Genomic DNA, 22,480 nt, shown 5'->3' with positions numbered 1-22,480 from the left:
TTATTAAAGAAAAATTGTCCCTTTTGTCCTCTCTTTGTCGTATATAATAGATATGAAAGATAAAAATAAAAAAGAACGGAAAAGCCTGCGCCGGCAGCAACGGGCGTACGATCGTATGGCGAAACAATGGCTCCGGGACACCCGGCTTTTGTCGTATTTGATCAAAGACGGCGTGCCGCCCCTGGCTTCGGACCCCATCGAAGCTATTCGCGGCTATATCGAAACCGACACCGATCAAATCCCGTACGCGTCGGGCGAGATCGCGTTTAGCTCGGGCGCCTACGTCGAGCCCGACCTGTTGTTTGGCATGAAAAAGAAATCATGGCAGGCGTACGGCAACGCGGATTTCCAAAAGGACATGCCCAAAGCGTACGATTTGGAATCACGAAAGAATTTGTATGTGGCCGCGATGGTATGTAACCAGGTGGGAAAGAAAGTGGACTACAACGCGTTGCGGCCGGTGTATTCGATGTGGGTCGTCAACGATTTCCGGATCAAAAAAAGCGAGCTGGAAATCAAAAAGGAATGGATCGAGAAAACAGAAGGAAGCCAGGTGACAAGAAACGAGCCAAAGGAGGGCATGATGAACCTGGCGACGTTCAAAATCGGAAACGAGATCCGGGAAGACGACAAGGATTCATTGAAAGTGCTACATTATTTGTTTAAGTGCGAAGAGGAAAAGAAAGCCAACGAGAAGTTGAGAGCGTATGGATTCACAATGGAAGAAGACCAAAGGAGGGTGAGGAAAATGTGCAACTTGAGCCAGGGGTTTATCGAGAAAGGAAGAGAGAAAGGACGAAATGAAGGACGTGTGCAAGGACGAGCGCAAGGGCGAAAAGAAGGCGCTGTGAAAGCGTCGGTTGACGCCATTCGACGCTTTTCCAAAGAATTTGGAGTCCCGATCGAAAAGGTATATGAAATCCAGCGTAAGGATCTGACAATCAGCGAAGCGCGCCAGGTGGGAAAACGCCTTGGCTTGATGGAAGACAAAACTTAAAATAAGTCATGAGAGCCCGTTTGAATTAGCGGGCTTTTCTTGCGGACAGGCTCTTTTGACGAATGGGATAAGAACGGAACCGGACGCCATGAAAAAAAGAGGAAGCTATCCTCTTCGATTGCGCCAGGGCTCCGTGATCTCTCTGGACAGGGTAGCCGCGACGATGTACACGCGCTTGCCTTCCAGAACGATCTTTTGCCTGGCCGACTGCATAAGCAAAACCGGCAAACGTTTCAGCTCGCTTGCCATGCGGGCGTTGGAAATACGCGTATTCGATTCAGATGTTTTCATTCGAGGCATCCAGTTTTTTCAGTTTCCTTTCTATGATGAGATAGGTGGCGACAAGCACGAACACTTGCGCCGCCACCATGCCGAGCGACCCATACACCATCCACACGACGTTTTTGGACGCCGTCAACGCGAGTTCCACGAAAAAGACGACCGCCAGATCCGCCAGCCCAAGCCACGACCACAAATGACCCAGCGCTTTTTGCGCCGCCATCCAGTTGCGCTCGGACCGCATCGAAAGCGGGGACCGGTAGCCAAACAACGCCTGCCGCGTTTTTGGCGGGTAATGCGAGCACCAGACGCCAATGCCCGTGATAAACAGCGGGATGAGAAGCGCGATGCCAAAATAAGGAGTTCCGTTCATATTTCGATTATAAATCGTTTTCATCCGGATGGGGTATGGTATGCTTGTGGAGGAAAAAACAGAAAGGAGAGTGGAAAGAATGAAAGCTTTGATCGCCTGTTCGGGCGGGCCCGACTCGATGGCTCTGCTCGACCAGCTTTACCGGCAGGGCCATTCCCTTGTCGTCGCCCACGTCAACTACGCCAAGCGCCCCAGCGCCAACCGCGACGAGCGAATCGTCCGCTCGTATTGCCAAGAGCGCTCCATTCCATGCCACGTGCTCTATCCAAAATATCCCGGCGAAGGCAACTTTCAGGCGTGGGCCCGGGACGCGCGGTACGCGTTTTTCATTCAGATCGCCCATCAAGAAGGCATCGACGACTTGTACGTCGCCCACCATCTCGACGACAGCCTTGAAACGTATTTGTTCCAAATGCGACGCCATATGCGCTGCGACCACTACGGTCTTGTCCTTGAAACGACATACCATGGGTTGCGCGTCCATCGTCCTTTGCTCGCTTACGAGAAAAAAGAGCTCGAAGCGTATTGCGTCGGTCACGATGTGCCTTACGGCGTCGACGAAACGAATCTTGCCGACCACTACACCCGCAATCAGATCCGGCATGAAACCATCGACGCGATGACCCGCGCGCAAAAACTTGCGCTTCAGCAGGAAATCGACCAAAAAAACGCGGCGTGGGAGGCCGAAAAAAAAGCGGGCCGGCAGCGTTTGGCCAGGCAAGGCATGGCGGCCCTGCTCGCCGATCCGGACGCCCCGTTTTATCTCGACTTGTTTTTGGCGGAATCCATGAAACGCCATTTGTCGCAAAGCCATCTTGAATCGTTGTGCCGGCAGCTGCAAACGAATTGCGTAGTCGACTTGCGCGACTACAAGCTGGAACGCCACGACGACAAGGTTTTGCTGGCGCAAAAAACGCAATATCCTACCTTTTTACTGGGCGATAGGGAAAGCGTGAAAAATTTTCAATCATTAGAGTTGGGAAATTTTACATATTCGTTTAATAATAAAGGGGAAGTCAAGGAAGGCGTGACTTTGACCGACCAGGATTTTCCTCTCACGCTCCGTCCCGCCAGAGGAACGGACCGAATCGCCTTGCGCTGCGGCACCAAGACGCTGCGCCGGTTTTGGATCGACCGCAAGATTCCGCGCCTGTGGCGCGAGCAGTGGTACGTGCTCGAAAACAGCCAGGGACACGTCGTTTTCGTGCCTGGAATCGGCTGCGACCGCACACATTTTTCTATCCAACCCACGGCCTTTATGTTACAATTAGCGCGATAGGTTTACTAGAGGAGAAATCAAAAATGATCAGCAAAGATATTGAAAAAGTATTGCTTACAGAAGAACAAATAGAACAACGCTGCAAAGAGCTGGCGGCGCAGATCGAACACGATTACGAACAGGAAAACACCGTGCCGATCATCGTCGGCCTGCTGCGCGGAAGCGTTCCATTCATGGCGGAACTGATCAAGCGATTCACGTTCCCTTGCGAAATCGACTTCATGTCGGTCAGCTCGTACGATGGAACCGAGTCGATCGGCGACGTGCGCATCGAAAAAGACATGGATCTTTCCAGCAAGGACCGGGCGATTCTTGTGGTCGAGGACATCGTCGATACCGGCCGCACGCTTTCGGAAGTACGCAAGATGTTCCTGAACAAAGGCGCGACCAACGTCAAAATCGTTTCGCTGCTTGACAAGCCGGAACGACGCGTTGTCGATATCGAAGCGGATTATGTCGGATTTACCGTGCCGAATGAATTTGTGGTGGGCTATGGACTCGACTACAACCAGAAATACCGAAATCTGCCATTCATCGGCGTTCTCAAACCTGAAATCTACGAATAGGGGGATCAATTAATGAAGAAGTGGCTCAACTATCTTCCCACGATTTTCATAGTTTGTATCATCGTTTCCTTGATCGCGTACAGCGCCCAGGGCACGATGCGCCATATGAACTATACCGAATTCCAGAAGCTCGCGCAGGACGCGAAATTCGGAAACTCCTCAATGACCATCTCGTCCACGGTCATTGATGTGGAAGGAACGTACACCGATCCTTCCAAACCGGGCGCGAACGCGACAAGCTTCAACGTCCTCGTTCCCAACACCGAAGCCAATCTGGAATGGCTCAACAAAACGCTGACCGGCGACGGCGGACAAATTTCCATCGTCGATCCAAACCAGGGAAGCGTCTGGCTCAATGTGCTTGGACAGCTCATTCCATTCATCCTGGTCGGCGTGTTCTTTTATTTCATGTTCGCCCGCATGGGCGGCGGAGGCAACAACAAAGCCTTCGAATTTTCCAAATCGAAAGCCCGCATCGAATCCAACGTGAAAACGCGGTTCAAGGACGTCGCCGGCTGCGAGGAGGAAAAAGAGGAAGTCAAGGAAATCATCGACTACTTGCGCGCGCCGAAAAAATTCACCGACATGGGCGCCCACATTCCAAAGGGTATCCTGATGGTCGGTCCTCCGGGCACCGGAAAGACGTTGCTCGCTAAAGCCGTCGCCGGCGAGGCGGGTGTGCCGTTCTTCTCGATTTCCGGCTCCGACTTCGTGGAAATGTTTGTCGGAACCGGCGCGAGCCGCGTGCGCGACATGTTTAAAACGGCAGCCAAAGCGGCGCCCTGCATTATCTTTATCGACGAAATCGACGCCGTCGGACGCCAGCGCGGCGCCGGCATGGGCGGCGGAAACGACGAGCGCGAGCAGACACTCAACCAGCTGCTCGTGGAAATGGACGGTATGATCGACAACAACGGCATCGTCATCATCGCGGCCACCAACCGGCCTGACGTCCTCGACCCGGCCCTGCTGCGAAGCGGACGGTTCGACCGTCAGGTCACGGTCAACCTGCCGGACATCAAAGGCCGTCAGGAAATCTTGAAAGTGCACGCCCGTAACAAGCATTTGGCGCCAGGCGTCGAACTGGAAAACCTCGCCAAGCGCACGCCGGGCTTCTCCGGCGCGGATCTGGCCAACGTGCTCAACGAAGGCGCGATCCTGGCCGTGCGCAACAAGGAAACCGTCATCACGATGGACGACCTGGACGAAGCCATCGACCGTGTCATGATGGGACCGGCGAAAAAAAGCAAGAAATACGGCGATAAGGACAAGTGGCTCGTTTCGTACCATGAAGCGGGACACGCCGTGATCGGACTCAAAGTCGAAGACGCCGACATGGTGCAAAAAGTCACAATCATTCCACGCGGGGAAGCGGGCGGATACAACCTGATGACGCCGCGCGAGGAAAAATACTTCCACCGCCGCTCGGAATATTTGGCGCAAATCACCGGATTGCTGGGCGGACGTACCGCCGAGGAAATCGTGTTTGGCGAAATCAGTGCCGGCGCGGTCAACGACATTGAAAAACTAACCGACATCGCCAAAAACATGGTGCGTGTCTTCGGTATGTCGTCGCTTGGACCGATCCAGTACGCCAATCCGCAAGGCAACGTGTTCCTGGGCCGCGACTACACGCAAGGCGGAAACTACTCTGTGGGTGTCGCCGAGGAAATCGACAAGGAAGTGCGCAAGATCGTGGACGAGTGCCATACGGCATGCCGCCGCATCCTGACGGAAAACCGCGACCTGCTCGATTTGATCGCGAAAAACCTGTATGAAAACGAGACGCTCACCAACGAGGAAATCACGAATCTTATGAAATACGGACAGCTCAAAGATCCGAACGCGCCAATCGAGGCGACCATCGTGGAAACGGAAACCGTCGAAGTCAAGGAAGACGTGCCGCCGGTACCGAAAAAAGCCAGCGAGGAAGATCTCGACCAGGCTTTGAGCGAACTCACCAAGAAAAAAGACTAAGAAGCCAAAGGAGCGAAACGAAAAGCCATCGCTCCTTTTCTTTGCCAAAAGCATATAAATAGGTAAAATGGAAAAGAAAAGAGGATAATGGAAACAAGGAGGTTCAAACGATGAAAGATGAACTCGTAAAAGCACTCGCCCTGGACGGGCATGTGCGCATTTATATCGCCCGCACCACCGACATGGTGCAGGAAGCCCGGGACCGGTTCGATATGGGGCCGATCGCCACGGACGCTTTAGGCCGGACGCTCTCTGTCGCCTCCATCATGGGCGGCATGCTTAAATCCGACAAGGAGATGCTCACGATCTCTATCAACGGCCACGGGCCGATTGGCAGCATCACGGTGGACGCCTACTCCAACGGCAACGTCCGTGGCTTTGTCTCGGATCCGCACGTCGACGCGCCAAGCGTGGCGCAAGCCGTCGGCACGGAGGGCACGCTGACCGTCATCAAGGATTTGAACATGGTGGAAAACTTTACCGGAACGGTGGAGCTCCAGTCCGGTCAAATCGGAGAGGACTTCACGTATTACTTCACGCTTTCCGAACAGACGCCAAGCGCGGTTTCCGTCGGGGTGTCCACGGACGCCAACGGCAAAGTGGAAGCGGCCGGTGCCCTCGTGCTGCAAATGATGCCTGACGCCACCGACACCGACATCCGGATCGTCGAACACGTCGTGGAAGGCCTCAAGCCAATGTCGACCATCATCAAGGAGTATGGCGATACCGACATGAGCCAGCTGGCCAGGGACCTGTTCGAGGACGCGCAAGTTCTGGAAACAACCGATATTCATTTCTCGTGCCCGTGCTCCAAAGAGCGCACCAAAGGCATTTTGATGACGCTGTCCAAAGACGAGATCCAGCAAATGATCGACGATGATGCCGGCTGCGAAGTGACGTGCAACTTCTGCAACGAGCACTACCAGTTCACCAAAGACGAGCTGGAAGCCATCCTGGAGGAGATGAATGCTTAAAATCGGTTCTGTGGAAATTGCCGAACCGGTCATCACCGCCCCGCTGGCTGGCGTGAGCAATCTCGCGTTCCGCAAGATCGCCCGCCAGTTCGGGGCAGGTTTGATGTGCAACGAAATGGTGTCCGACAAGGCGCTGTACTACGACTCGGACAAAACGCTGAAAATGTGCCAAAGCGAGCCGGGCGACCATCCGGTCAGCTTTCAGCTGTTCGGTCACGACGAGGATACCTTGGTGTACGCGGCCCGCTTTTTGGACCAGCAGACGGATTGCGACATCATCGACTTCAACATGGGCTGTCCGGTGACGAAGGTCATCAAAGCGAAGGCGGGTAGCTATTTGATGAAGGACGTGGAGTACGCCAAAAAAATCGTCAAGGCGATCGTGGACGCCGTCAACAAGCCGGTCACCGTCAAGATGCGAATCGGCTACGATTGCGAGCACATCAACTGCGTGGAAATGGCCAAGGCGATGGAAGAAGCCGGGGCGGCCGCGATTTGCGTCCATGGCCGCACGAAAACGCAAATGTACGACGGGAAAGCCGACTGGACGTGGATCAAAAAAGTCAAGGACGCCGTTTCGATTCCCGTCATTGGCAACGGCGACGTCAAAACCGTCGAGGATTTTTACGCGATGCGCGAGCAAACCGGCTGCGACGCTGTCATGATCGGCCGCGGCATCATCGGCAATCCGTTTTTGATTCGGGACATCGTGGATTCGCTGCACGGCCAAACCCACGAGGTGACGATCGAGGACCGGATCGGCGTATGTCTAGCGCACGCCCGCGACTTGTGCGCCATGAAGGGCGAGTTGGCCGGCATTCGCGAAATGCGGGGAATCGCTTCGTGGTATTTGAAGGGACTGCCCAACTCCCATGGCACGAAGGACGCGTTTTCGCGCATGGAAACGCTGGCGGATTTAGAGAAAATCTTAGAAGATTTTCGCAAAACGCAAAGAAATTAAGCGCATACAGTTTTTCACTTTTTGCGCTTTTTATTTTGTACCATAAAGTATAAAATGGTTTTAGGAGGAACTTTTATGGAGAAGAAAAAGACGCAAGCCTTTTTTGAAGGCCGGGAGCTTGAAGCATATAACTTATTCGGCGCGCATCCGAAAAAAACATACACGGATTTCGCTGTGTGGGCGCCGCATGCCCAAAGCGTGTCCGTGATCGGAACCTTCAACGATTGGGACGTTGAAGACGCGCCGATGACAAAAGACGACCAGGGAATCTGGACGGCCCGCATCAAAGGAGCGAAACCGGGCCACTCGTATAAATACCACGTGGTTCAGGCGGGCGGGGACATCGTCGACAAGATCGACCCGTTCGCGTTTTATTCCGAGCTGCGTCCGCAGACGGCGTCCATTATCGCGGATCTAAGCTTCGACGGCTGGACTGACCAAAAGTGGATGAAGGAAAGAACGAAGGGATACGACGATCCAATTAGTATTTACGAGGTGCATCTGGGATCGTGGAAGCGCACCGAGGACATGGGACCCAACGATTTCCCGAAATATTTGGATATCGTCGACGATTTGATCGCCCACTGCAAAAAATACCACTTCACACACGTCGAAGTCATGCCGCTTTGCGAGCATCCGTTCGACGGTTCGTGGGGTTATCAGGACACGGGCTATTTCTCGACGACATCGCGCTATGGCACGAACGTCGAGCTGATGGAATTTGTCAACAAGCTGCACGACGCGGGCATCGGCATCATTATGGATTTCGTGCCGGTGCATTTTGTGAAGGACAACTTCGCGCTGGCGCGCTTTGACGGCACGCCGCTTTACGAATATCAAAATCCGGACGACGCCAATTCCGAGTGGGGAACCGCGAACTTTGACTTGTGGAAAGAGGAAGTCCGTTCCTTTTTGATGTCGGCCGCCAACTACTGGCTCGATGTCTACCACATGGATGGATTGCGCTGGGACGCGATCTCGAACGCGATTTTCTGGAAGGGAAACAAAGAGCGCGGCGTCAACGAGGGCGCCTGCGACTTCATGAAGCGCGCCAACTTCATGATCAACGAGAAATACCATGGCAAAGTCATGCTCATCGCGGAGGACTCGACCGATTTTCCAAACGTGACGAAATCGACGCTGGATGGCGGTCTGGGCTTCGACTACAAGTGGGATCTGGGCTGGATGAACGACACGCTCAAGTATTTGAAGCGCGATCCGATCTACCGCCAGTACCACCACAATGACATCACGTTCTCGATGGCGTATTTCTATTCGGAACGCTTTATCCTGCCGTTCTCGCACGACGAGGTCGTGCATGGCAAGGCAACGATCGTCGACAAGATGTGGGGAAGCTACGAGGACAAGTTCGCCCAGTGCCGGGCGTTGTACACGTACATGTTCACGCATCCGGGCAAGAAGCTCAACTTCATGGGTAACGAGATCGGCATGCTGCGGGAATGGGACGAGCAAAAGAGCACGGACTGGTTCCTGCTCGAGTACCCGATGCACGACGCGTTCGCCAAGTTCTTCGCGGATTTGACGGCGCTGTACGCGGACAACGACGCCTACTACTACGGCTATGATCCGCTCAACTTCCAATGGATCGACGCGGACGACGCGGGACGCAACTTGTATGTTTTCATGCGCAAGGCGACGGACAAGACGTTTATCACGATTCTCAACTTCTCGACCAACCCGTACCGGGCGCAGTTTGGCGCGCCGCACAAAGGGGTTTACACGGAAGTCATGAACACGCAGTGGGCCAAATACAACGGATCGCTGAATACCGACACGGCGCAGCGCGTGAAGGCGGTGCGGCTCAAACGCAACAACCAGCCGTTTATGATCGAGGTCGACGTGCCGGCGCTTGGCGCGCAGATCTTCGAAGTGGACAACGAGCCGGAAGCCGCGAAAAAGTAAACGATTCCACAAAAACAAAGAAGTGCAAACCTTTCGGAAATTGCGCTTCTTTTTCTATTTTTTGGTGAATTCCTCACAAACGAGAAAGAAGTTTGATATAATGTATGGGCTAAAAGGAGAAATATGACTATGCAAAACGCACAACTGGAAAAGCATGCAAACAATATCCGTCAGGATATTATTATTGAAACGCATTCTGCCCAGAGTGGACATCCGGGAGGGAGTCTCGGTGCCACAGACCTGATCACAAGTCTCTACTTTGAAGAAATGGATATCACAAAGGATAATCTGGACACGACTGATCGCGACCGATTCGTTTTAAGTAAAGGGCACGCCAGCCCGGCGTTATACGGCGTACTTGCCGAAAAAGGTTTTCTCGATAAGGAACTGCTCCCCACGTTCCGTCATCTTGGTTCCCCGCTCCAGGGCCATCCAAGCATGCGCTACCTGAAAGGCGTGGACATGTCCACGGGTTCGCTGGGACAGGGCATCTCGACGGCGGTCGGCATGGCGCTGGCCAACAAGCTCGATCAAAACGGGCACCGCGTCTACGCGCTGTTAGGCGATGGCGAGTGCCAGGAGGGCGAAGTGTGGGAAGCGACGATGTCGGCCTCCCATTATGGACTGGACAACTTGTGCATGATCGTCGACAACAACGATTTGCAGATCGACGGCCATGTGCACGACGTCATGAGCGTGTATCCGCTCGATGAGAAATTCAAGGCGTTCGGATGCTATGTGGAGTGCATCGACGGCCACGACTTCGATCAGATTCGCGACGCGTTCGCCAAAGCGCGCCAAAACAAAGGCAAGCCGACGGTCATTATCGCCAAGACAGTCAAAGGAAAAGGCGTGTCGTTTATGGAAAACAAAGTCAACTGGCACGGTGTGGCGCCAAACAGTGACGAAAAAGAAGCCGCACTCAAAGAACTGGAGGCGAAATAATCCATGGCAAAAATCGCAACACGGGTCGCTTATGGCGACGCATTGAAACAACTGATGGCCGAGGACCGCAACATCGTGGCGCTGGATGCCGATCTGGCCGGCAGCACGAAAGGCGCGGAAGCGAAAAAAATCGCGCCGGAACGCCATTTTGATATGGGAATCGCGGAAGGAAACATGATGGCTGTGGCCGCCGGTCTGGCCGCCAGCGGAAAGATCGCTTTCGCCAGCACGTTCGCGATGTTCGCGACCGGACGGGCGTACGAGCAAATCCGCAACTCGATCGTGTATCCGGCGCTGAATGTCAAAGTGTGCGCCTCGCACGCGGGTGTGAGCGTGGGCGAGGACGGAGCGAGCCACCAGTGCATCGAGGACGTTTCCTTGATGCGCACGATTCCGGGCATGCGCGTCATCGTTCCGTGCGACTACAACGAGGCGCTGCAGGCCATTAAATATATCGCCTACCAGGACGGGCCGTTTTACGTGCGGCTCGGGCGCAGCGGCGTCGAGCAGGTCAACGACGAAAACTACGTGTTCACGTTTGGCAAGGGCGTCGTGCTCAAGGAAGGCGACCCAAACAGCCGGATCGCGCTCATTGGCTCGGGCAGCTCGGTGCAGGAGTGCCTGAAAGCGTACGACATGCTCGATGTGAAGCCGAAAGTCGTCAACATGCATACGATTTCTCCAATCGACGCCGGAATGATCGAGGAGCTGAAGAAAACCTGCGATACGATCATCACGGTGGAAGACCATTTAATTACCGGCGGTTTAGGCTCGGCGGTGGCGGAAGTCATGGCCAGCGCCGAAGGCGGCGCCAGACTTGTTCGTTTGGGCGTGCCAAACGTTTTTGGCGAAAGCGGAAAGCCGGACGAGCTGTATCATAAATTCGGATTTGACGCCGAAGCCATTAAAAACGCGGTGGAAAACGCCTGATGGCCCACTATTTCACCAACGACGACGTCAAAGACCGGCCGTTCGATATCGGATTCGAGATCGACGGACGATCGTTCACTTTGCATTCCAACCAGGGCGTATTTTCCAAGGACAAGCTGGATGAAGGCACGCGTCTGCTGCTGGAAACCGTGCTGGACCATGAAACGGATCCCCGGTCGATTTTGGATCTTGGCTGCGGGATCGGCGTGGTCGGTGTCGTTTTGCAGAGCCGCTACCATACGGACATGACGATGATCGACATCAACGCGCGGGCCGTACAGCTCGCGAAGGCGAACATGGAGAAGTACGGACTCAAGGCGCGCGTCGAGGCGCAGGACGGCATCCAAACCGGCGTGTTCGACTGCATCGTATTCAATCCGCCCATTCGAATCGGCAAGCCCGCGATGTACGCGCTGCTGGATTCGTGTGTCGAGCATTTGAGCGAGCACGGACGGCTGTGGCTGGTGATGCGCAAACAACATGGCGCGCCAAGCGCCGTGAAGCACTTCGAAGAAGCCGGATGTCGGGTGGAGCGCGTGACACGCGACAAAGGATACTGGATTCTTCTCGTTCGAAAAAAATGAAACGGAGCACATGAGTTTGTTCCGTTTTTTTAATGACTTATAATAAAACCACATATGGGAGGTATAGGAATATGGCAGAAAAACAATGCAAGTGCTTACGGGACAAAGTGGATAAGGACAGCATCACGGGATATTTCATGCAGATCGCGCATAAGATCCACGACGCGAAAGAAGACGACATCATCAACGACCGCCTCTTCTACAACATGGAAAAACACGACAAGGAAGCGCTGAAAAAGCTGCTCACAAAGGCGCTTAAATCCGCTGAGGAAATCGTCGGATAAGCAAGCCAATTCATCAAAAGACGATGGCCATGTCGCTATGGTCTTTTTTTGCGATTGAATTTACGCGTGTTTTTACGCATATTGGAAACGAGAAGCCGCCGTTCTGCTTTTTTGACCCGATCGGGTCTTTTTTTGATTGCGAAAAGAGGAAAAACATGTGAAATCTTGTTGAAATGGAAAAAAGGCTGTTCAAATCCTGTCTTGTCGTGTAAGAATAACGGAGGAGTAAAAAAAAGCCCCTCCGGGCTTTTCCGTTATTGAATTTATTTGATCCAGATTGAAGAATCCTTTCCGGATGCTTGTTCAAACTGGTATTTCGCGATTCCAAGATCCACTTTGGCGAATTCGCCGACTCCCGGACGCGCGTCCACTTTTCCTTCACCGTTTTCCTCGTCGTAGAAAAAATGCCATTTTTGCTCGTTGTAGGCCGATGGCGCCAGACGGACACCTTGCAGGCCGCGTTTGAACCATTCCGGCGAATTTGGATTTTCATTGCTAAATTTCGACACTTCCTTCAATTCATGAGGCTGCCCGTGGTTGACACCGTATCCAATCGTGATCATCGCCACCAGACGTTCGTCTTTTCCGATTTGCAGCGTTCCCTCGATTTGTTTGTATGTGACACCAACCCAGCAAGTATTCAGTCCGAGCGATTGCGCGAACAGAACGATTTTTTCGCCATAGTATCCGCATTTCTCATCCAGATCTTCTCCTTTTCGACCAATGAGCGCGATATAGTTTTCCACCCCTTCAAAATGTCCGTATTTTGGATCGAACGCCTTGGGCTCGTCCAGCACCAGCTGGATATCCAGTCCGCTTTCTTTGTTGCAGGCTGCGATTTCCTCTTGCAGCCGCTCCAAAACCGGCTTCGAAATCGGAAGATCCTGGTATTTGCGGACGGAGTGACGGTCTTCCATTTGTTTCATTATATCCATAACAATTCAACTCCTTTTGTATTTTCTATTCTAAATCTTTTTATCCACCAATGGCACACAGATGCCCTTCAGAAAGGAAAAAAACCAGTATGAAACGAACGATTTATTGTTTTTCCATTTTCGCGTCCATCCTCGTGATGGCGTTCGCCCTGCTTCAATCGCCGGTCCAGGCGCAAGAAGACGCGCTGCTGACGACCGCCGACCAGGAAGTTCTCGCCGATCAGCGAAATGGAAATTTTGCCGCGCACCTCGATGTGCGCAAAGAAGTATGCGCGTTGTACGGACTTGAAGACTACGTGGACGCCGACTATTTTCTCAGCGACGCGTTTTACACGACGTTTCCGCCGTTTTCCGTCATGCGCGGGCGCCTGCCGCTTTTAGACCGGTATCAAACGCCGGCCTACCAAAACAAGCTGCAAGCGATGGTGGGCGCCGATCAAACATGGAAAACGCCCAAAGCGATGCAAGTCGCGGATTTCACGCAAGTGAGCGCGTCATGGGGCGCCGGGTACATTGTCAACGGCCTGTGGCGGCTGTCCAATCAGCAGCTCGCGTTTTGCGCCAACGGCATGCACGCCTCGCCGACGATTGGCCAGTCGACAAGCGACCCGTTTGAAGTCGACAACCCCGCCTTGCGCAAAGCGCTCTACTATGGATACAACGGACCGGAAAACATATTGGAAGCCAAAGGCTATTCGCTCGAGCAAATGATCGTGGCGACCAACGACTTTGTCTCCTTCGCCCATACGGGCGCCAGCGTTGGCACGAATGCAGCCAACGGCTACCACTGGAACAACTGGATCGGCCCGCTTTACGACGAAGTGCAAAGCCGCCCCGACCCCAAAGAAAAAGGGTACGTCGTCTACATGGTCGACACAAAGGGGGAAGGCGTCAACTGGGCCGGCCAAACCGCGCCGTTCCAGCCGCTTGCCTACGGGCAATACGCGCCCAAAGGCGAGCTGCAAATTCGAAAGACATCCTCCAACACCGATCTTTCCTTCCAAAATCCCGCCTACGATTTGACCGGCGCGCAATACGGGCTGTACCAGGACGCGCAAGCCACGACGCAAATCGGAACCTTCACCATTCAAGAAGATCTCTCCTCCAACCGCATCACGGATTTGGCACCGGGCACATACTACATTCGGGAAACGAAAGCCCCGCAAGGCTACGCCCTGGATCCGGCCATCCATCCGGTTTCCGTTTCTGCCAATGAACGCGCGGTCGTCACATGCGCCGACACGCCAAAAGCGGCGCCCGTCGACCTTCTCATTCAAAAAGTGGACGCCGATACGCAGTTAGGCGAGCCGGTTGCCGGCGCCACCCTGGAAAACGCGCAATTCACTGTCCGTCATTTTCCAAAGGACGCCAAGGAACCCGCGCGGACATGGGTGTTTCGCACCGACGCCCAAGGCCGGGTGCGGTTCGACGAAGCGTATCAAATCGACGGTGATCCGTTGTACAAAGACCATCAAAACCGGCCGGTCGTACCGCTTGGCCAGCTGACGATCCAGGAAACGAAAGCGCCATCCGGCTACCAAATCGACCCGACGATCCACACGGTGACGATTGCCGACACCGGCACGACCGAACCGGCGCTCTCCCTCGTTCAAACGACGACCATCCCAAACCGCGCCATCGAGCTGCGGCTGGAAAAACGGCAAACCGGCACAAACACCCCGATTCCGGGCACCACGTTTTTGCATACCGCGCCCGATGGAACCCAGAACCAAGTGCGAACCGATGAAAACGGCGTCATCGTGTGGCGCGGTCTGGCGTTTGGCGTCCACACCCTTGAGGAAATCGAGCCGTCTTTTGGCTACGGGAAAATCCAGCAGCCGATCCGGGTGGAAGTCGATGAAAACGGTCTTGTCGTGCACGACGCCGAGACGTTCCCTTACGATCCGGAAACCGGCACGTTAACGGTCTACAACGATGTCCAGCCGTTTCCAATCCGGCTTTTGAAGCGCAACGAGCACGGCACGCCGCTGGCTGGCGCCGAATTTACACTGTATGCCGACGCCGCGTGCCAAACCGTAGTCGAGACGATCGAAACCGATGAAAACGGCGAGGCCGCGTTTGCGCCCATCGAGGTGGATACGACGTATTTCCTGAAGGAAACGAAGGCGCCGGATGGCTACCGGCTTCCGCAAACCGAAGCCCACACGTTGAAAATCGAAGCCGTTCCCGCCCAGGACAAGCTGCTTGTCCATTTTGACGGGGAAACGAGTCATGACGCGGTCGCCATCGAACAGGAGGATGGCGCGCCGACCATTACGATTGCGCTTGTCAACCACACCCAGACCGCGCTTCCGGTCACGGGTAGCGCCATGCATGGTTGGATGAGCGCGTTGGGCGCGATGACGGTTTGGATCGCCTTGCGGCGTCAAAAACAATAGAAAAGGAACAACATATGAAACGAAAGAAAACAAGCATTCTCCCACTTTTTAAAGCGATTGCGGCCGGCACGATCACGCTGGCGTGCGTGCTTTCGCCCGCTCTGGCCCAGGAAACGGCCGAGCCGGTTTCGATTACCTTGGTGCCTAACGCCGGCCAGACGCTGCGTGGCAAGACATTTGTCGCGCATCGGCTGTTTGATGTCGTGACGTCCGCGGATCAAAGCTCGGTCCACTATACGTGGAACGAGGCGTACCGGCCCGCGATTCAAGCCGCCGTCGGCGCGGCCAAAAACCAGTCCCCCGACACGGTGCGCGAATGGGAGGCGGTCGACTACATTGCCGGTCTGGACGCCCAGGGGCCCGATTCTTCCTTGCGCTTTTTTGTGGAGGCGCTGCGCGACCAGCTGGAAAGCGAGAGCGGCACCCGGATCGAGGTGGACGAGCTGGAGCCGGATGGCAGCGTCGTCATTCGGGATCTGGCGCCGGGCTGGTATTTGGTGGACGAGCACAATGTCTACAACAACGACATGCATTCGGCGGCCTCGCTTTGCCTGGCGGCAAGCGCGAACGCGGACATTCGTATTCAAATCAAGTCCGACTATCCGGATTTGATTAAAAAAATCGAAGAGGACGACCAGGGAATCGGCTGGAACGATATAGGCGACTTCGAGATCGGGCAGACGATTCCGTTTCGCTATGAAACGAAGGTGCCGGCGATGGCGGGCTACGATACGTACTCGCTCGTGTTCCACGACAAGATGGATCCCGCGCTGGATGCCGATTTGGATTCGGTGCGGATCGCCGTGATGGACGGGGAGCGAAGCGTGCCGATGCCGGAAAGCGCGTTTCGGGTCGAAACCGGCGTCGAAGGGGAAACGTTTCAAGTCGTCGTGCCGGATTTGAAAGCGTTCGTGGACGAGGTGTTTGGCCAGGACGCGCGCGGGCAAACGATCGTGGTGCGCTATGACGCGCGCCTGAACGAGACGGCGGCCGATCAAACCGGCCGGCCCGGTTTCGAGAACGCGGTGCGGCTCGAATTTTCGAACAATCCGGATTCCGATGGCAAAGGTGAAACCGGGTTCACGCCGTGGGACACGGTCGTGTGTTTTACGTACCGGCTGGAGGGCGCCAAAGTCAACGAGGCGGGCACGCGTCTGGAAGGCGCGCGGTTCCGTTTGTATCGTGACGAGGCATGCGCGGATGAAGTGCGCTTGAAAAAGATAGAAAACGGCTATGTGGCGACGTCGCAAGAGGGCGAGGAAATGGTGTCCGACGCCGAGGGCCGGTTTTCGGTTTTCGGGCTGGATCAAGGCACGTACTATTTGAAGGAAACGAAAGCGCCGGACGGATACCGCCCGCTGCCCGGCCCGATCCGTCTGACGCTGACACCAACCTTTCCGGCTGAGCGCGATGCGTACCGCCAAGGGGAAGGAGCGACCGACCGGATTTTGACGAAGCTGGAAGCCGAGGTGTCGTTTCCGCAGGACTGGAACGGGAAAACCGAGCTGGATACTGATTCGGCGGCTGGGTCGGCTTTGCTGGAGGTCGTCAACCAGACCGAGGCCGCGCTGCCGAAAACGGGCTCCGCGTTGACGATCGTGCTGCTTTCGGCTGGCTCGCTGCTTATTTGGGCGGGGCGTAAGGCGCGCCGCAAAGACCGCGATGAAGAAGCGAAGTAAAAGCGGCGTGTTGATTGGGCTCGGCTTGCTGTGCGCGTTTTATCCGCTGGCGGCGGGATGCGCGAGCAGCTGGCGGATGCGTCAGGCGTTGTCGACGTTTCAAAGCGCGAACGCGACGCTGGACGCCCGCAGTCTGGCGCGAAAAAAAGAACGGCGCGCGTTGCTGAACGAAAGCGAAGGCGAAGAGCGAGAGGCGCTGTACGCGTCGATCGAAGCCGAGGGCATCATCGCCCGGGTTCGCATTCCAATCATTGACGTGGATTTGCCGGTTTATGCCGGAACCGGGGAGGAAACGCTGCAAAAAGGCGTCGGACACTGGCCGTCTTCGGATGTGCCGCCTGGCGGACCGGGGGCCCGGATGGTTTTAACGGGGCATCGGGGCTTGTCGAGCCACCGGCTCTTTACCCGGCTGGACGAGTTGAAGCCGGGCGACCGCATTTGGCTGGATGTGTATGACGAGTCGCTGGCGTATCGGGTGGAAACGATCGAGGTGATCGAGCCCTCGGCGCTGGAACGGCTGGCGCCCCGGGAAGGGAAAGACTTGTTGTCGCTTGTGACGTGCACGCCGTATGGATTGAACACGCACCGGCTTGTGGTGACGGGCGAGCGCGACGGATCGGCTTCCGTGGAGGAGCCGCCGCAAAAAAGAAAGCTGCCTTCGTGGCGGGAACTGGCGTTTGGCTTGCTTCCGTTCGCGCTGCTTGGGGCGGTATGCAGACGAGGAAAGGAAAAAAGGATATGTGGAAAAAACTATTGATGGCGCTTTGTGTCGGTCTGGCTTTGCTTGGCATGTGCAGGCCGGCGTATGCCAGTGAGAAGAAAGGGGAGATGACGGTGCTGGTGAAAGAAAGCACGAAGGTGTCGGCGCTGCCGATCGCGGATTACGACCAGGGACGGTTCGTGATGCGTCCGCCCTGGACGCCTTGCGATTTGAACGAGATCAAATCGGCGCGCGAGCTGGACGAGCTGGCGGCCGTGTTGAAAAAAGAGGTGGTTGATCATTTGGACGGATATCGTCCGGACTTGATCGAGGGAGTCGCCGACGCGCGCAACCAAATCGAGTTTCGTGAAATGGAGCCGGGCGCGTATTTGATGTGGAGCGACGACCGGACGATGGCGCCGCTGATCGTTTCGATTCCGGTTTGGGACGAGGAGGCGAAGACGATGGTGTTTTCGGTAGTTGTCGAGCCGAAGCGAAACGAGTTGGACGAGTTGCGGATCCGCAAGATCGACGCGCAGACGAAAGAGCCGGTTTTGGGAAGCGAGTTCGCGTTTACGAGCTACGAGGACGCGGCGTGCACGCGGCGCATCGAAACCGTGGCGGGCGATTCAAAAACCGGAACGGCTTCGTTTTGGCTCGCTTACGATGTCATGTATATAAAGGAAACGAAGGCGCCCCAAGGCTATCGGCTGAGCGACGAAGTAGTGAAGGTGGAGGAGCGCAACGGGGTCGTGACGATCAATGGCCGCATGGCCAACGTGCAGGACAAACGAGTCGAGATCGACTATGAAAACGAGAAGGTCCGCTTGTTCGTTCCGACGGGTTTGATGACGAATCCGGGGTTGTACGCCTCGCTGGCGGTGTGTAGCGCGGGAGCGATCGCGCTACTGCTGAAATGGAGCACCCGGCGATGAAACGGCTGGCTGGTATTGGCTTGCTTGCGCTGACGGTTTTGTTTTGCGGCTGCACGACGGCGAAAAGCCTCACGCTGCTGACGGATAGCGGCGATTTGGTGAAGCTCACGCTGGATACGACCGATGGACACGATTGGGCGTACCGGGACAACGTTTTGACGATTGGCTTCCGGGACACGAAGGTGATGGAAGGCGTTTTGCTCAGTGGCGACGGGTACGAACGCTTTGTCGAACGGCTGAAGGAAGAATACGAATTCACCCATGAAACGACACCGTTTTCGCTGGACTGGATGGTGCGCGATGGCGAGGTCACGCTGTTGTTTCCTATTGATCCAGGACGGGTAGGCATGATTTTGAGCTCCCGCGCCGAGGAACAAGCCGTGCGTACGGTGCTGGAGAAGCTTTCGTTTTCGGCCAAAGAGAAAGAATGAAGAAGATTCCGGAAGAAAACCTGCGACTCATTCAGGAATTCACGTTGTTTGACGATTTGTATATGAACGTGTTTTTCAAGGATTTCGAGGAAGGCGCGCAATGGATGCTGCGGCTCATTTTAGACGATCCGCAAATCGAGATCGAATCGGTGCGCGTGCAGGAAGTCGTGTTGAATTTGACGTCGAAAACATCGCGGTTCGACATTGCGGCGACGGATAAAAAAGCGAATCACTACGACACCGAGTTTCAAACCGTTTTGTATCCGGATTTGAAAAAGCGGGGCCGGTTTTACTTGAGCAACGAGGATATGGACATGCTTCCACGTGGAGAAAACTATGACACCCTGGCGGACTCGTATGTGATTTTCATTTGTCGTGGCGACGTGATCGGGGATGGCGCGCCGATGCACCACTTTACGATGAAAGACGAAAACGGGCTGGAACTGGGCGATGGACAACACTTGATTTTCATCAACGCGGATTATGCGGGCGACTGGCGTCTGAAAGACTTGATGGAGGACTTCAAGGAAGCGGATCCGGACAAAATGCGGTATGATATACTTAAGAAAAGAGCCGAACGCTTAAAAAAGGAGGAGGTTGGCATCATGTATATGAACGAGAGTTTACGCGATCTGGTGAGCAAAAGGGAGCAGGCGGCGCAGCTTGCGGGCTACGAAATGGCCTATGAGACAGCACAGCGGGAACAATATGAAAAACAAGCGAAGATCGCGCAAAAAATGCTGGCCGACCACATGCCGGCAAAGAAAATCGCCGAGCTGCTGGACATGACAGTAGAGGAAATCGAGAAGATTCGAAAAAATGAAAGATAAAACGATAACAGGAGGAGGATAAAGCTCCTCCTTTTTCGTGATACAATGGACGAAAAGAAATGGAGCGAGAAGTTTATGAAATATACGAAAGTGCTCGATCGCAGCGGTAAGACGATGGAGGTTGTCCACAACAACACCCGCAAAATCGTGCAGGTGCTGCGTTTTCCCGAACGGCAGGGCGACGTGTTCGACTTGCTGACGCGGGGAATGACGATGAAAGAGGCGGAGGACGAATACTTGAGACAGTGCAAGGACGCCCAGCGCCGGCTCGACTTGCTGGCCAAGGCGGATCCCAAAGCCCATATCGCCGTGTTCGAGGAATACGAGGTGAAAAAGATCCCGGGCGGCACCGGCTGGCAAATCGAGATCCTGAAGCCGTATCGGATGTCGCTGGCGGAACTGAAAAAAGTGCACACGTTGACGGAGGCGGAGGAGAAAACGCTCGTCGACCAGCTGTGCCAGGCGCTGCGTGAAGGCAAAAAGGCGGAATGTGGCCACGACCGGATCAAACCGGAAAACGTGTTTGTCGTCGCGGAAAACGAGTTCGCGCTCGACGATTTCCACGGGGAAACCGAACCGGCTCTTGGCTTGCTGGCGGATCTGGTCGAGACGCCCGCGCTGAAGGAACAACTCGCCGCAGGCGATGTGTGGAGCTGGAACGTATGATGGGGATCGACTGGACGAAATATGATGGCGTCCTTTTTGATTTGGATGGCACGCTCGTCGACTCCATGCACGTGTGGGAGCAAGTCGTGCGCGCGATCTACGAAGCCAGCGGCATCGACTCGTCCGTACCGGAAGACATGAAACGCTATCACGCGATGAAGGTGTCGGAAGTGTTCACGTACATTCGAAAGCGCTGGCAAACCGCAATGGACGAAGACGCGATGCAGAAAATCGCCGACTCGATTTTGCTGGAGCAGTACACGTATCATATCCAGCCGGTGCCTGGCGCGATCTCGTTTGTGAAAACGTGTCGGGAAAAAGGAAAGAAACTGGCCGTCGTCACGTCGAGTCCGATGGTTTTGGTCGAGCCGGTCTTGAAGCGGTTAGGAATATGGGATGACTTTGACGGAATCGCGAGCGCCGAGGATCAAAAGCTGAGCAAGCGCGAACCGGAAATTTTTACGCGGACGCTAGACGCGCTGGGGATCTCTGCCCAACGAACGCTCTACTTTGAGGACAGCCGCTACGCGCTGGAAACGGCCGATAGGCTGGGTATCACGGGGATCGGGATGAAAACGGAGACCGAGCCATATTTGGACCGGGCGGCTGTCGAGGATTTTTGTGAAGTACGATAGCTTGTATTTGCCGGTGTTGCTGCGCCAGGCGCGCCTTGCACGCGACTGGTCGCAGGAGAGCGTGGCCAACGGGATTTGCGCGGTGTCGTATTTGTCCAAAATCGAAAACGGGAAGATCGTGCCGGCGCCCGACATTGTCGAAGCGCTCGCCAAACGGCTTGGCTTGACGCTGGAGGATGCCAGTCTGACGCCCATCGAGGCGAAGCTGGACGCGTTTTACGCCAGCCACTACGAGCAGGAGGACGGGGCGCCGGTCTTTGAAGCCGAAGAGCTTGAACGCATGCTTGGTTCCGTCTTCGCGCTGGACGCGATGCTCATTCGCTGTCAAAACAGGGAGGCGGTCGAAACATTGCGAAGCTACGAGCCGTTTTTCGACGCGCGGCAGCGTCGCAAGTACGACGAGCTCCGTCTTTTGCAGGGAGCGTGGAGCGAGGAGGCGTTTCTGGCGACGTATCATGACTTTTTCGCGTACGCGTTCGCGGCGGAGACGAGCTGCCGTCACGAGCGGATGCTCGATTGTCTGGCGTACTGGAGCGAGGCGTTGTCGATCGCGCAAAAGGAGATGGATGTCGAGCGCATTTTGGACGCCCTGCTCGGGCGGCTGGTCGCTTTCAGCATTCTTTCGGACATTCCGTCGATGGAGCGGGTGTTCGCGCAAATCGAGAAGGTGGCGACGATGACGGCGACGGATTCGGCCAGGCAAATGCTGGACAACGCCCGCTACAATGTCGGGGCGTCGCGGCTGGAGCGTCGCGAGTACGCGAAAGCGTTGGAACTGCTGCTTGGTTGTGCCCATCGTCCGCTGGCGGCGCATAAGATCGCGCTGTGCTACGAAGGACTTGGCGAATACGAGCTGGCGAAAGCGTGGATCGTGAAAGAACAACAACGCGCGTCGTCGGTGTTTTTCGATGTCGTCCGGTATCGTTTGGAGCATCCAAACTATTTGCGCGAGGAAGCGTACGCGCGCATGATGAAACGGTGTCTGGACGAGGCGAGCGAGAACTACCATTACGGCTACTTTCTCTTTCATTTGCCGTACTATTTGGATGTGCTTGAAGCCAACCGGCAGTACAAGGAGGCGTACGGGCTGCTGAAACGGCATTTTATCAAACAATGGGATTAAGGTTTCTTTAAGCCGATTTTCCGGGCTTTTTTTATCACGGACGAAAGATTGGCTTTTTGTTTGGGATTTTTTATG

Annotated in this window: 23 protein-coding genes; 20 read left to right on the top strand and 3 right to left on the bottom strand. The window is 55.1% G+C overall.

Going from position 1 to position 22,480, the window contains the following annotated elements:
• Window positions 1–52 precede the first annotated feature (52 nt).
• Window positions 53–997, top strand: a complete 945-nt coding sequence (locus tag E5336_RS00635; protein WP_135979156.1) for a hypothetical protein — start codon at window positions 53–55, stop codon at window positions 995–997.
• Between the two features lie 105 nt (window positions 998–1,102).
• Here the strand turns inward: E5336_RS00635 and E5336_RS00630 are convergent, their stop codons facing one another.
• Window positions 1,103–1,288: a hypothetical protein gene (locus E5336_RS00630; RefSeq protein WP_135979155.1), complete on the bottom strand. Its 186-nt coding sequence runs from the start codon at window positions 1,286–1,288 to the stop codon at window positions 1,103–1,105.
• Window positions 1,275–1,649: an SdpI family protein gene (locus tag E5336_RS00625; protein WP_168353487.1), complete on the bottom strand. Its 375-nt coding sequence runs from the start codon at window positions 1,647–1,649 to the stop codon at window positions 1,275–1,277. Before E5336_RS00625 ends, E5336_RS00630 begins: the two co-directional genes overlap by 14 nt.
• Before the next feature lie 79 nt (window positions 1,650–1,728).
• On the opposite strand from E5336_RS00625, the gene tilS reads away from it, so the two are divergent.
• The 10 genes from tilS to E5336_RS00575 all read left to right on the top strand — a co-directional run bounded on the left by tilS (window position 1,729) and on the right by E5336_RS00575 (window position 12,072).
• Entirely contained in the window at window positions 1,729–2,928 is a 1,200-nt protein-coding gene (gene tilS / locus E5336_RS00620; RefSeq protein ID WP_168353486.1) for a tRNA lysidine(34) synthetase TilS, read from the top strand.
• Between the two features lie 23 nt (window positions 2,929–2,951).
• Window positions 2,952–3,494: a hypoxanthine phosphoribosyltransferase gene (gene hpt / locus E5336_RS00615; RefSeq protein WP_277820715.1), complete on the top strand. Its 543-nt coding sequence runs from the start codon at window positions 2,952–2,954 to the stop codon at window positions 3,492–3,494.
• A gap of 12 nt (window positions 3,495–3,506) precedes the next feature.
• Entirely contained in the window at window positions 3,507–5,471 is a 1,965-nt protein-coding gene (ftsH, locus tag E5336_RS00610; protein WP_135979152.1) for an ATP-dependent zinc metalloprotease FtsH, read from the top strand.
• A 110-nt stretch (window positions 5,472–5,581) separates the two neighbouring features.
• Complete coding sequence (gene hslO / locus E5336_RS00605) at window positions 5,582–6,445, top strand: Hsp33 family molecular chaperone HslO (RefSeq protein ID WP_135979151.1); 864 nt, start codon at window positions 5,582–5,584, stop codon at window positions 6,443–6,445.
• Entirely contained in the window at window positions 6,438–7,406 is a 969-nt protein-coding gene (gene dusB / locus E5336_RS00600; protein ID WP_135979150.1) for a tRNA dihydrouridine synthase DusB, read from the top strand. Before hslO ends, dusB begins: the two co-directional genes overlap by 8 nt.
• 75 nt (window positions 7,407–7,481) lie before the next feature.
• Entirely contained in the window at window positions 7,482–9,329 is a 1,848-nt protein-coding gene (gene glgB, locus E5336_RS00595) for a 1,4-alpha-glucan branching protein GlgB (protein WP_135979149.1), read from the top strand.
• Between the two features lie 129 nt (window positions 9,330–9,458).
• Window positions 9,459–10,274, top strand: a complete 816-nt coding sequence (locus E5336_RS00590; protein WP_135979148.1) for a transketolase — start codon at window positions 9,459–9,461, stop codon at window positions 10,272–10,274.
• Window positions 10,275–10,277: 3 nt separating this feature from the next.
• The gene (locus tag E5336_RS00585) at window positions 10,278–11,204 is read left to right on the top strand and encodes a transketolase family protein (protein WP_135979147.1); all 927 of its coding nucleotides are present in this window, start codon (window positions 10,278–10,280) and stop codon (window positions 11,202–11,204) included.
• Window positions 11,204–11,788, top strand: coding sequence for a class I SAM-dependent methyltransferase (locus tag E5336_RS00580; RefSeq protein WP_135979146.1), 585 nt, complete (start codon window positions 11,204–11,206; stop codon window positions 11,786–11,788). The genes E5336_RS00585 and E5336_RS00580 overlap by 1 nt, the downstream gene beginning before the upstream one ends.
• A 71-nt stretch (window positions 11,789–11,859) precedes the next feature.
• Complete coding sequence (locus E5336_RS00575; protein ID WP_135979145.1) at window positions 11,860–12,072, top strand: hypothetical protein; 213 nt, start codon at window positions 11,860–11,862, stop codon at window positions 12,070–12,072.
• Between the two features lie 263 nt (window positions 12,073–12,335).
• On the opposite strand, the gene E5336_RS00570 is transcribed toward E5336_RS00575, so the two are convergent.
• The gene (locus E5336_RS00570) at window positions 12,336–13,007 is read right to left on the bottom strand and encodes a nitroreductase family protein (protein ID WP_135979144.1); all 672 of its coding nucleotides are present in this window, start codon (window positions 13,005–13,007) and stop codon (window positions 12,336–12,338) included.
• Window positions 13,008–13,096: 89 nt separating this feature from the next.
• Between E5336_RS00570 and E5336_RS00565 the strand changes: the two genes are divergently transcribed.
• The 9 genes from E5336_RS00565 to E5336_RS00530 all read left to right on the top strand — a co-directional run bounded on the left by E5336_RS00565 (window position 13,097) and on the right by E5336_RS00530 (window position 22,405).
• Window positions 13,097–15,406, top strand: a complete 2,310-nt coding sequence (locus E5336_RS00565) for an MSCRAMM family protein (RefSeq protein WP_135979143.1) — start codon at window positions 13,097–13,099, stop codon at window positions 15,404–15,406.
• 14 nt (window positions 15,407–15,420) lie between these two features.
• Window positions 15,421–17,085 (top strand): isopeptide-forming domain-containing fimbrial protein, encoded by a 1,665-nt coding sequence (locus E5336_RS00560; protein ID WP_135979142.1) that lies wholly within the window; start codon window positions 15,421–15,423, stop codon window positions 17,083–17,085.
• Window positions 17,069–17,842 (top strand): class C sortase, encoded by a 774-nt coding sequence (locus E5336_RS00555; RefSeq protein WP_135979141.1) that lies wholly within the window; start codon window positions 17,069–17,071, stop codon window positions 17,840–17,842. Before E5336_RS00560 ends, E5336_RS00555 begins: the two co-directional genes overlap by 17 nt.
• Window positions 17,824–18,720: an MSCRAMM family protein gene (locus E5336_RS00550; RefSeq protein WP_135979140.1), complete on the top strand. Its 897-nt coding sequence runs from the start codon at window positions 17,824–17,826 to the stop codon at window positions 18,718–18,720. The genes E5336_RS00555 and E5336_RS00550 overlap by 19 nt, the downstream gene beginning before the upstream one ends.
• Complete coding sequence (locus E5336_RS00545; protein WP_135979139.1) at window positions 18,717–19,151, top strand: hypothetical protein; 435 nt, start codon at window positions 18,717–18,719, stop codon at window positions 19,149–19,151. The genes E5336_RS00550 and E5336_RS00545 overlap by 4 nt, the downstream gene beginning before the upstream one ends.
• Window positions 19,148–19,981, top strand: coding sequence for an Rpn family recombination-promoting nuclease/putative transposase (locus E5336_RS00540; protein WP_135979138.1), 834 nt, complete (start codon window positions 19,148–19,150; stop codon window positions 19,979–19,981). The genes E5336_RS00545 and E5336_RS00540 overlap by 4 nt, the downstream gene beginning before the upstream one ends.
• A gap of 75 nt (window positions 19,982–20,056) precedes the next feature.
• On the top strand, window positions 20,057–20,647 hold the full coding sequence (locus tag E5336_RS12320) for a hypothetical protein (RefSeq protein WP_168353484.1): 591 nt from the start codon (window positions 20,057–20,059) through the stop codon (window positions 20,645–20,647).
• Window positions 20,644–21,282, top strand: a complete 639-nt coding sequence (locus E5336_RS00535; protein ID WP_168353483.1) for an HAD family hydrolase — start codon at window positions 20,644–20,646, stop codon at window positions 21,280–21,282. Before E5336_RS12320 ends, E5336_RS00535 begins: the two co-directional genes overlap by 4 nt.
• On the top strand, window positions 21,269–22,405 hold the full coding sequence (locus E5336_RS00530; RefSeq protein ID WP_168353482.1) for a helix-turn-helix domain-containing protein: 1,137 nt from the start codon (window positions 21,269–21,271) through the stop codon (window positions 22,403–22,405). The genes E5336_RS00535 and E5336_RS00530 overlap by 14 nt, the downstream gene beginning before the upstream one ends.
• The last annotated feature ends 75 nt before the right edge of the window (window positions 22,406–22,480 follow it).

The sequence above is a fragment of the Dubosiella muris genome, assembly GCF_004793885.1.
Taxonomy (GTDB): domain Bacteria; phylum Bacillota_I; class Bacilli_A; order Erysipelotrichales; family Erysipelotrichaceae; genus Dubosiella; species Dubosiella muris.
Note: the sequence above shows the minus strand (reverse complement) of the source record. Positions and strands in the feature narration are given on the sequence as shown.

Bases quoted from the DNA above. Each gene is read 5' to 3' on its own strand.
- E5336_RS00635 (WP_135979156.1), top strand. From the start codon at position 53: ATGAAAGATAAAAATAAAAAAGAACGGAAAAGCCTGCGCCGGCAGCAA.
- E5336_RS00630 (WP_135979155.1), bottom strand. From the start codon at position 1,288: ATGAAAACATCTGAATCGAATACGCGTATTTCCAACGCCCGCATGGCA.
- E5336_RS00625 (WP_168353487.1), bottom strand. From the start codon at position 1,649: ATGAACGGAACTCCTTATTTTGGCATCGCGCTTCTCATCCCGCTGTTT.
- tilS (WP_168353486.1), top strand. From the start codon at position 1,729: ATGAAAGCTTTGATCGCCTGTTCGGGCGGGCCCGACTCGATGGCTCTG.
- hpt (WP_277820715.1), top strand. From the start codon at position 2,952: ATGATCAGCAAAGATATTGAAAAAGTATTGCTTACAGAAGAACAAATA.
- ftsH (WP_135979152.1), top strand. From the start codon at position 3,507: ATGAAGAAGTGGCTCAACTATCTTCCCACGATTTTCATAGTTTGTATC.
- hslO (WP_135979151.1), top strand. From the start codon at position 5,582: ATGAAAGATGAACTCGTAAAAGCACTCGCCCTGGACGGGCATGTGCGC.
- dusB (WP_135979150.1), top strand. From the start codon at position 6,438: ATGCTTAAAATCGGTTCTGTGGAAATTGCCGAACCGGTCATCACCGCC.
- glgB (WP_135979149.1), top strand. From the start codon at position 7,482: ATGGAGAAGAAAAAGACGCAAGCCTTTTTTGAAGGCCGGGAGCTTGAA.
- E5336_RS00590 (WP_135979148.1), top strand. From the start codon at position 9,459: ATGCAAAACGCACAACTGGAAAAGCATGCAAACAATATCCGTCAGGAT.
- E5336_RS00585 (WP_135979147.1), top strand. From the start codon at position 10,278: ATGGCAAAAATCGCAACACGGGTCGCTTATGGCGACGCATTGAAACAA.
- E5336_RS00580 (WP_135979146.1), top strand. From the start codon at position 11,204: ATGGCCCACTATTTCACCAACGACGACGTCAAAGACCGGCCGTTCGAT.
- E5336_RS00575 (WP_135979145.1), top strand. From the start codon at position 11,860: ATGGCAGAAAAACAATGCAAGTGCTTACGGGACAAAGTGGATAAGGAC.
- E5336_RS00570 (WP_135979144.1), bottom strand. From the start codon at position 13,007: ATGGATATAATGAAACAAATGGAAGACCGTCACTCCGTCCGCAAATAC.
- E5336_RS00565 (WP_135979143.1), top strand. From the start codon at position 13,097: ATGAAACGAACGATTTATTGTTTTTCCATTTTCGCGTCCATCCTCGTG.
- E5336_RS00560 (WP_135979142.1), top strand. From the start codon at position 15,421: ATGAAACGAAAGAAAACAAGCATTCTCCCACTTTTTAAAGCGATTGCG.
- E5336_RS00555 (WP_135979141.1), top strand. From the start codon at position 17,069: ATGAAGAAGCGAAGTAAAAGCGGCGTGTTGATTGGGCTCGGCTTGCTG.
- E5336_RS00550 (WP_135979140.1), top strand. From the start codon at position 17,824: ATGTGGAAAAAACTATTGATGGCGCTTTGTGTCGGTCTGGCTTTGCTT.
- E5336_RS00545 (WP_135979139.1), top strand. From the start codon at position 18,717: ATGAAACGGCTGGCTGGTATTGGCTTGCTTGCGCTGACGGTTTTGTTT.
- E5336_RS00540 (WP_135979138.1), top strand. From the start codon at position 19,148: ATGAAGAAGATTCCGGAAGAAAACCTGCGACTCATTCAGGAATTCACG.
- E5336_RS12320 (WP_168353484.1), top strand. From the start codon at position 20,057: ATGAAATATACGAAAGTGCTCGATCGCAGCGGTAAGACGATGGAGGTT.
- E5336_RS00535 (WP_168353483.1), top strand. From the start codon at position 20,644: ATGATGGGGATCGACTGGACGAAATATGATGGCGTCCTTTTTGATTTG.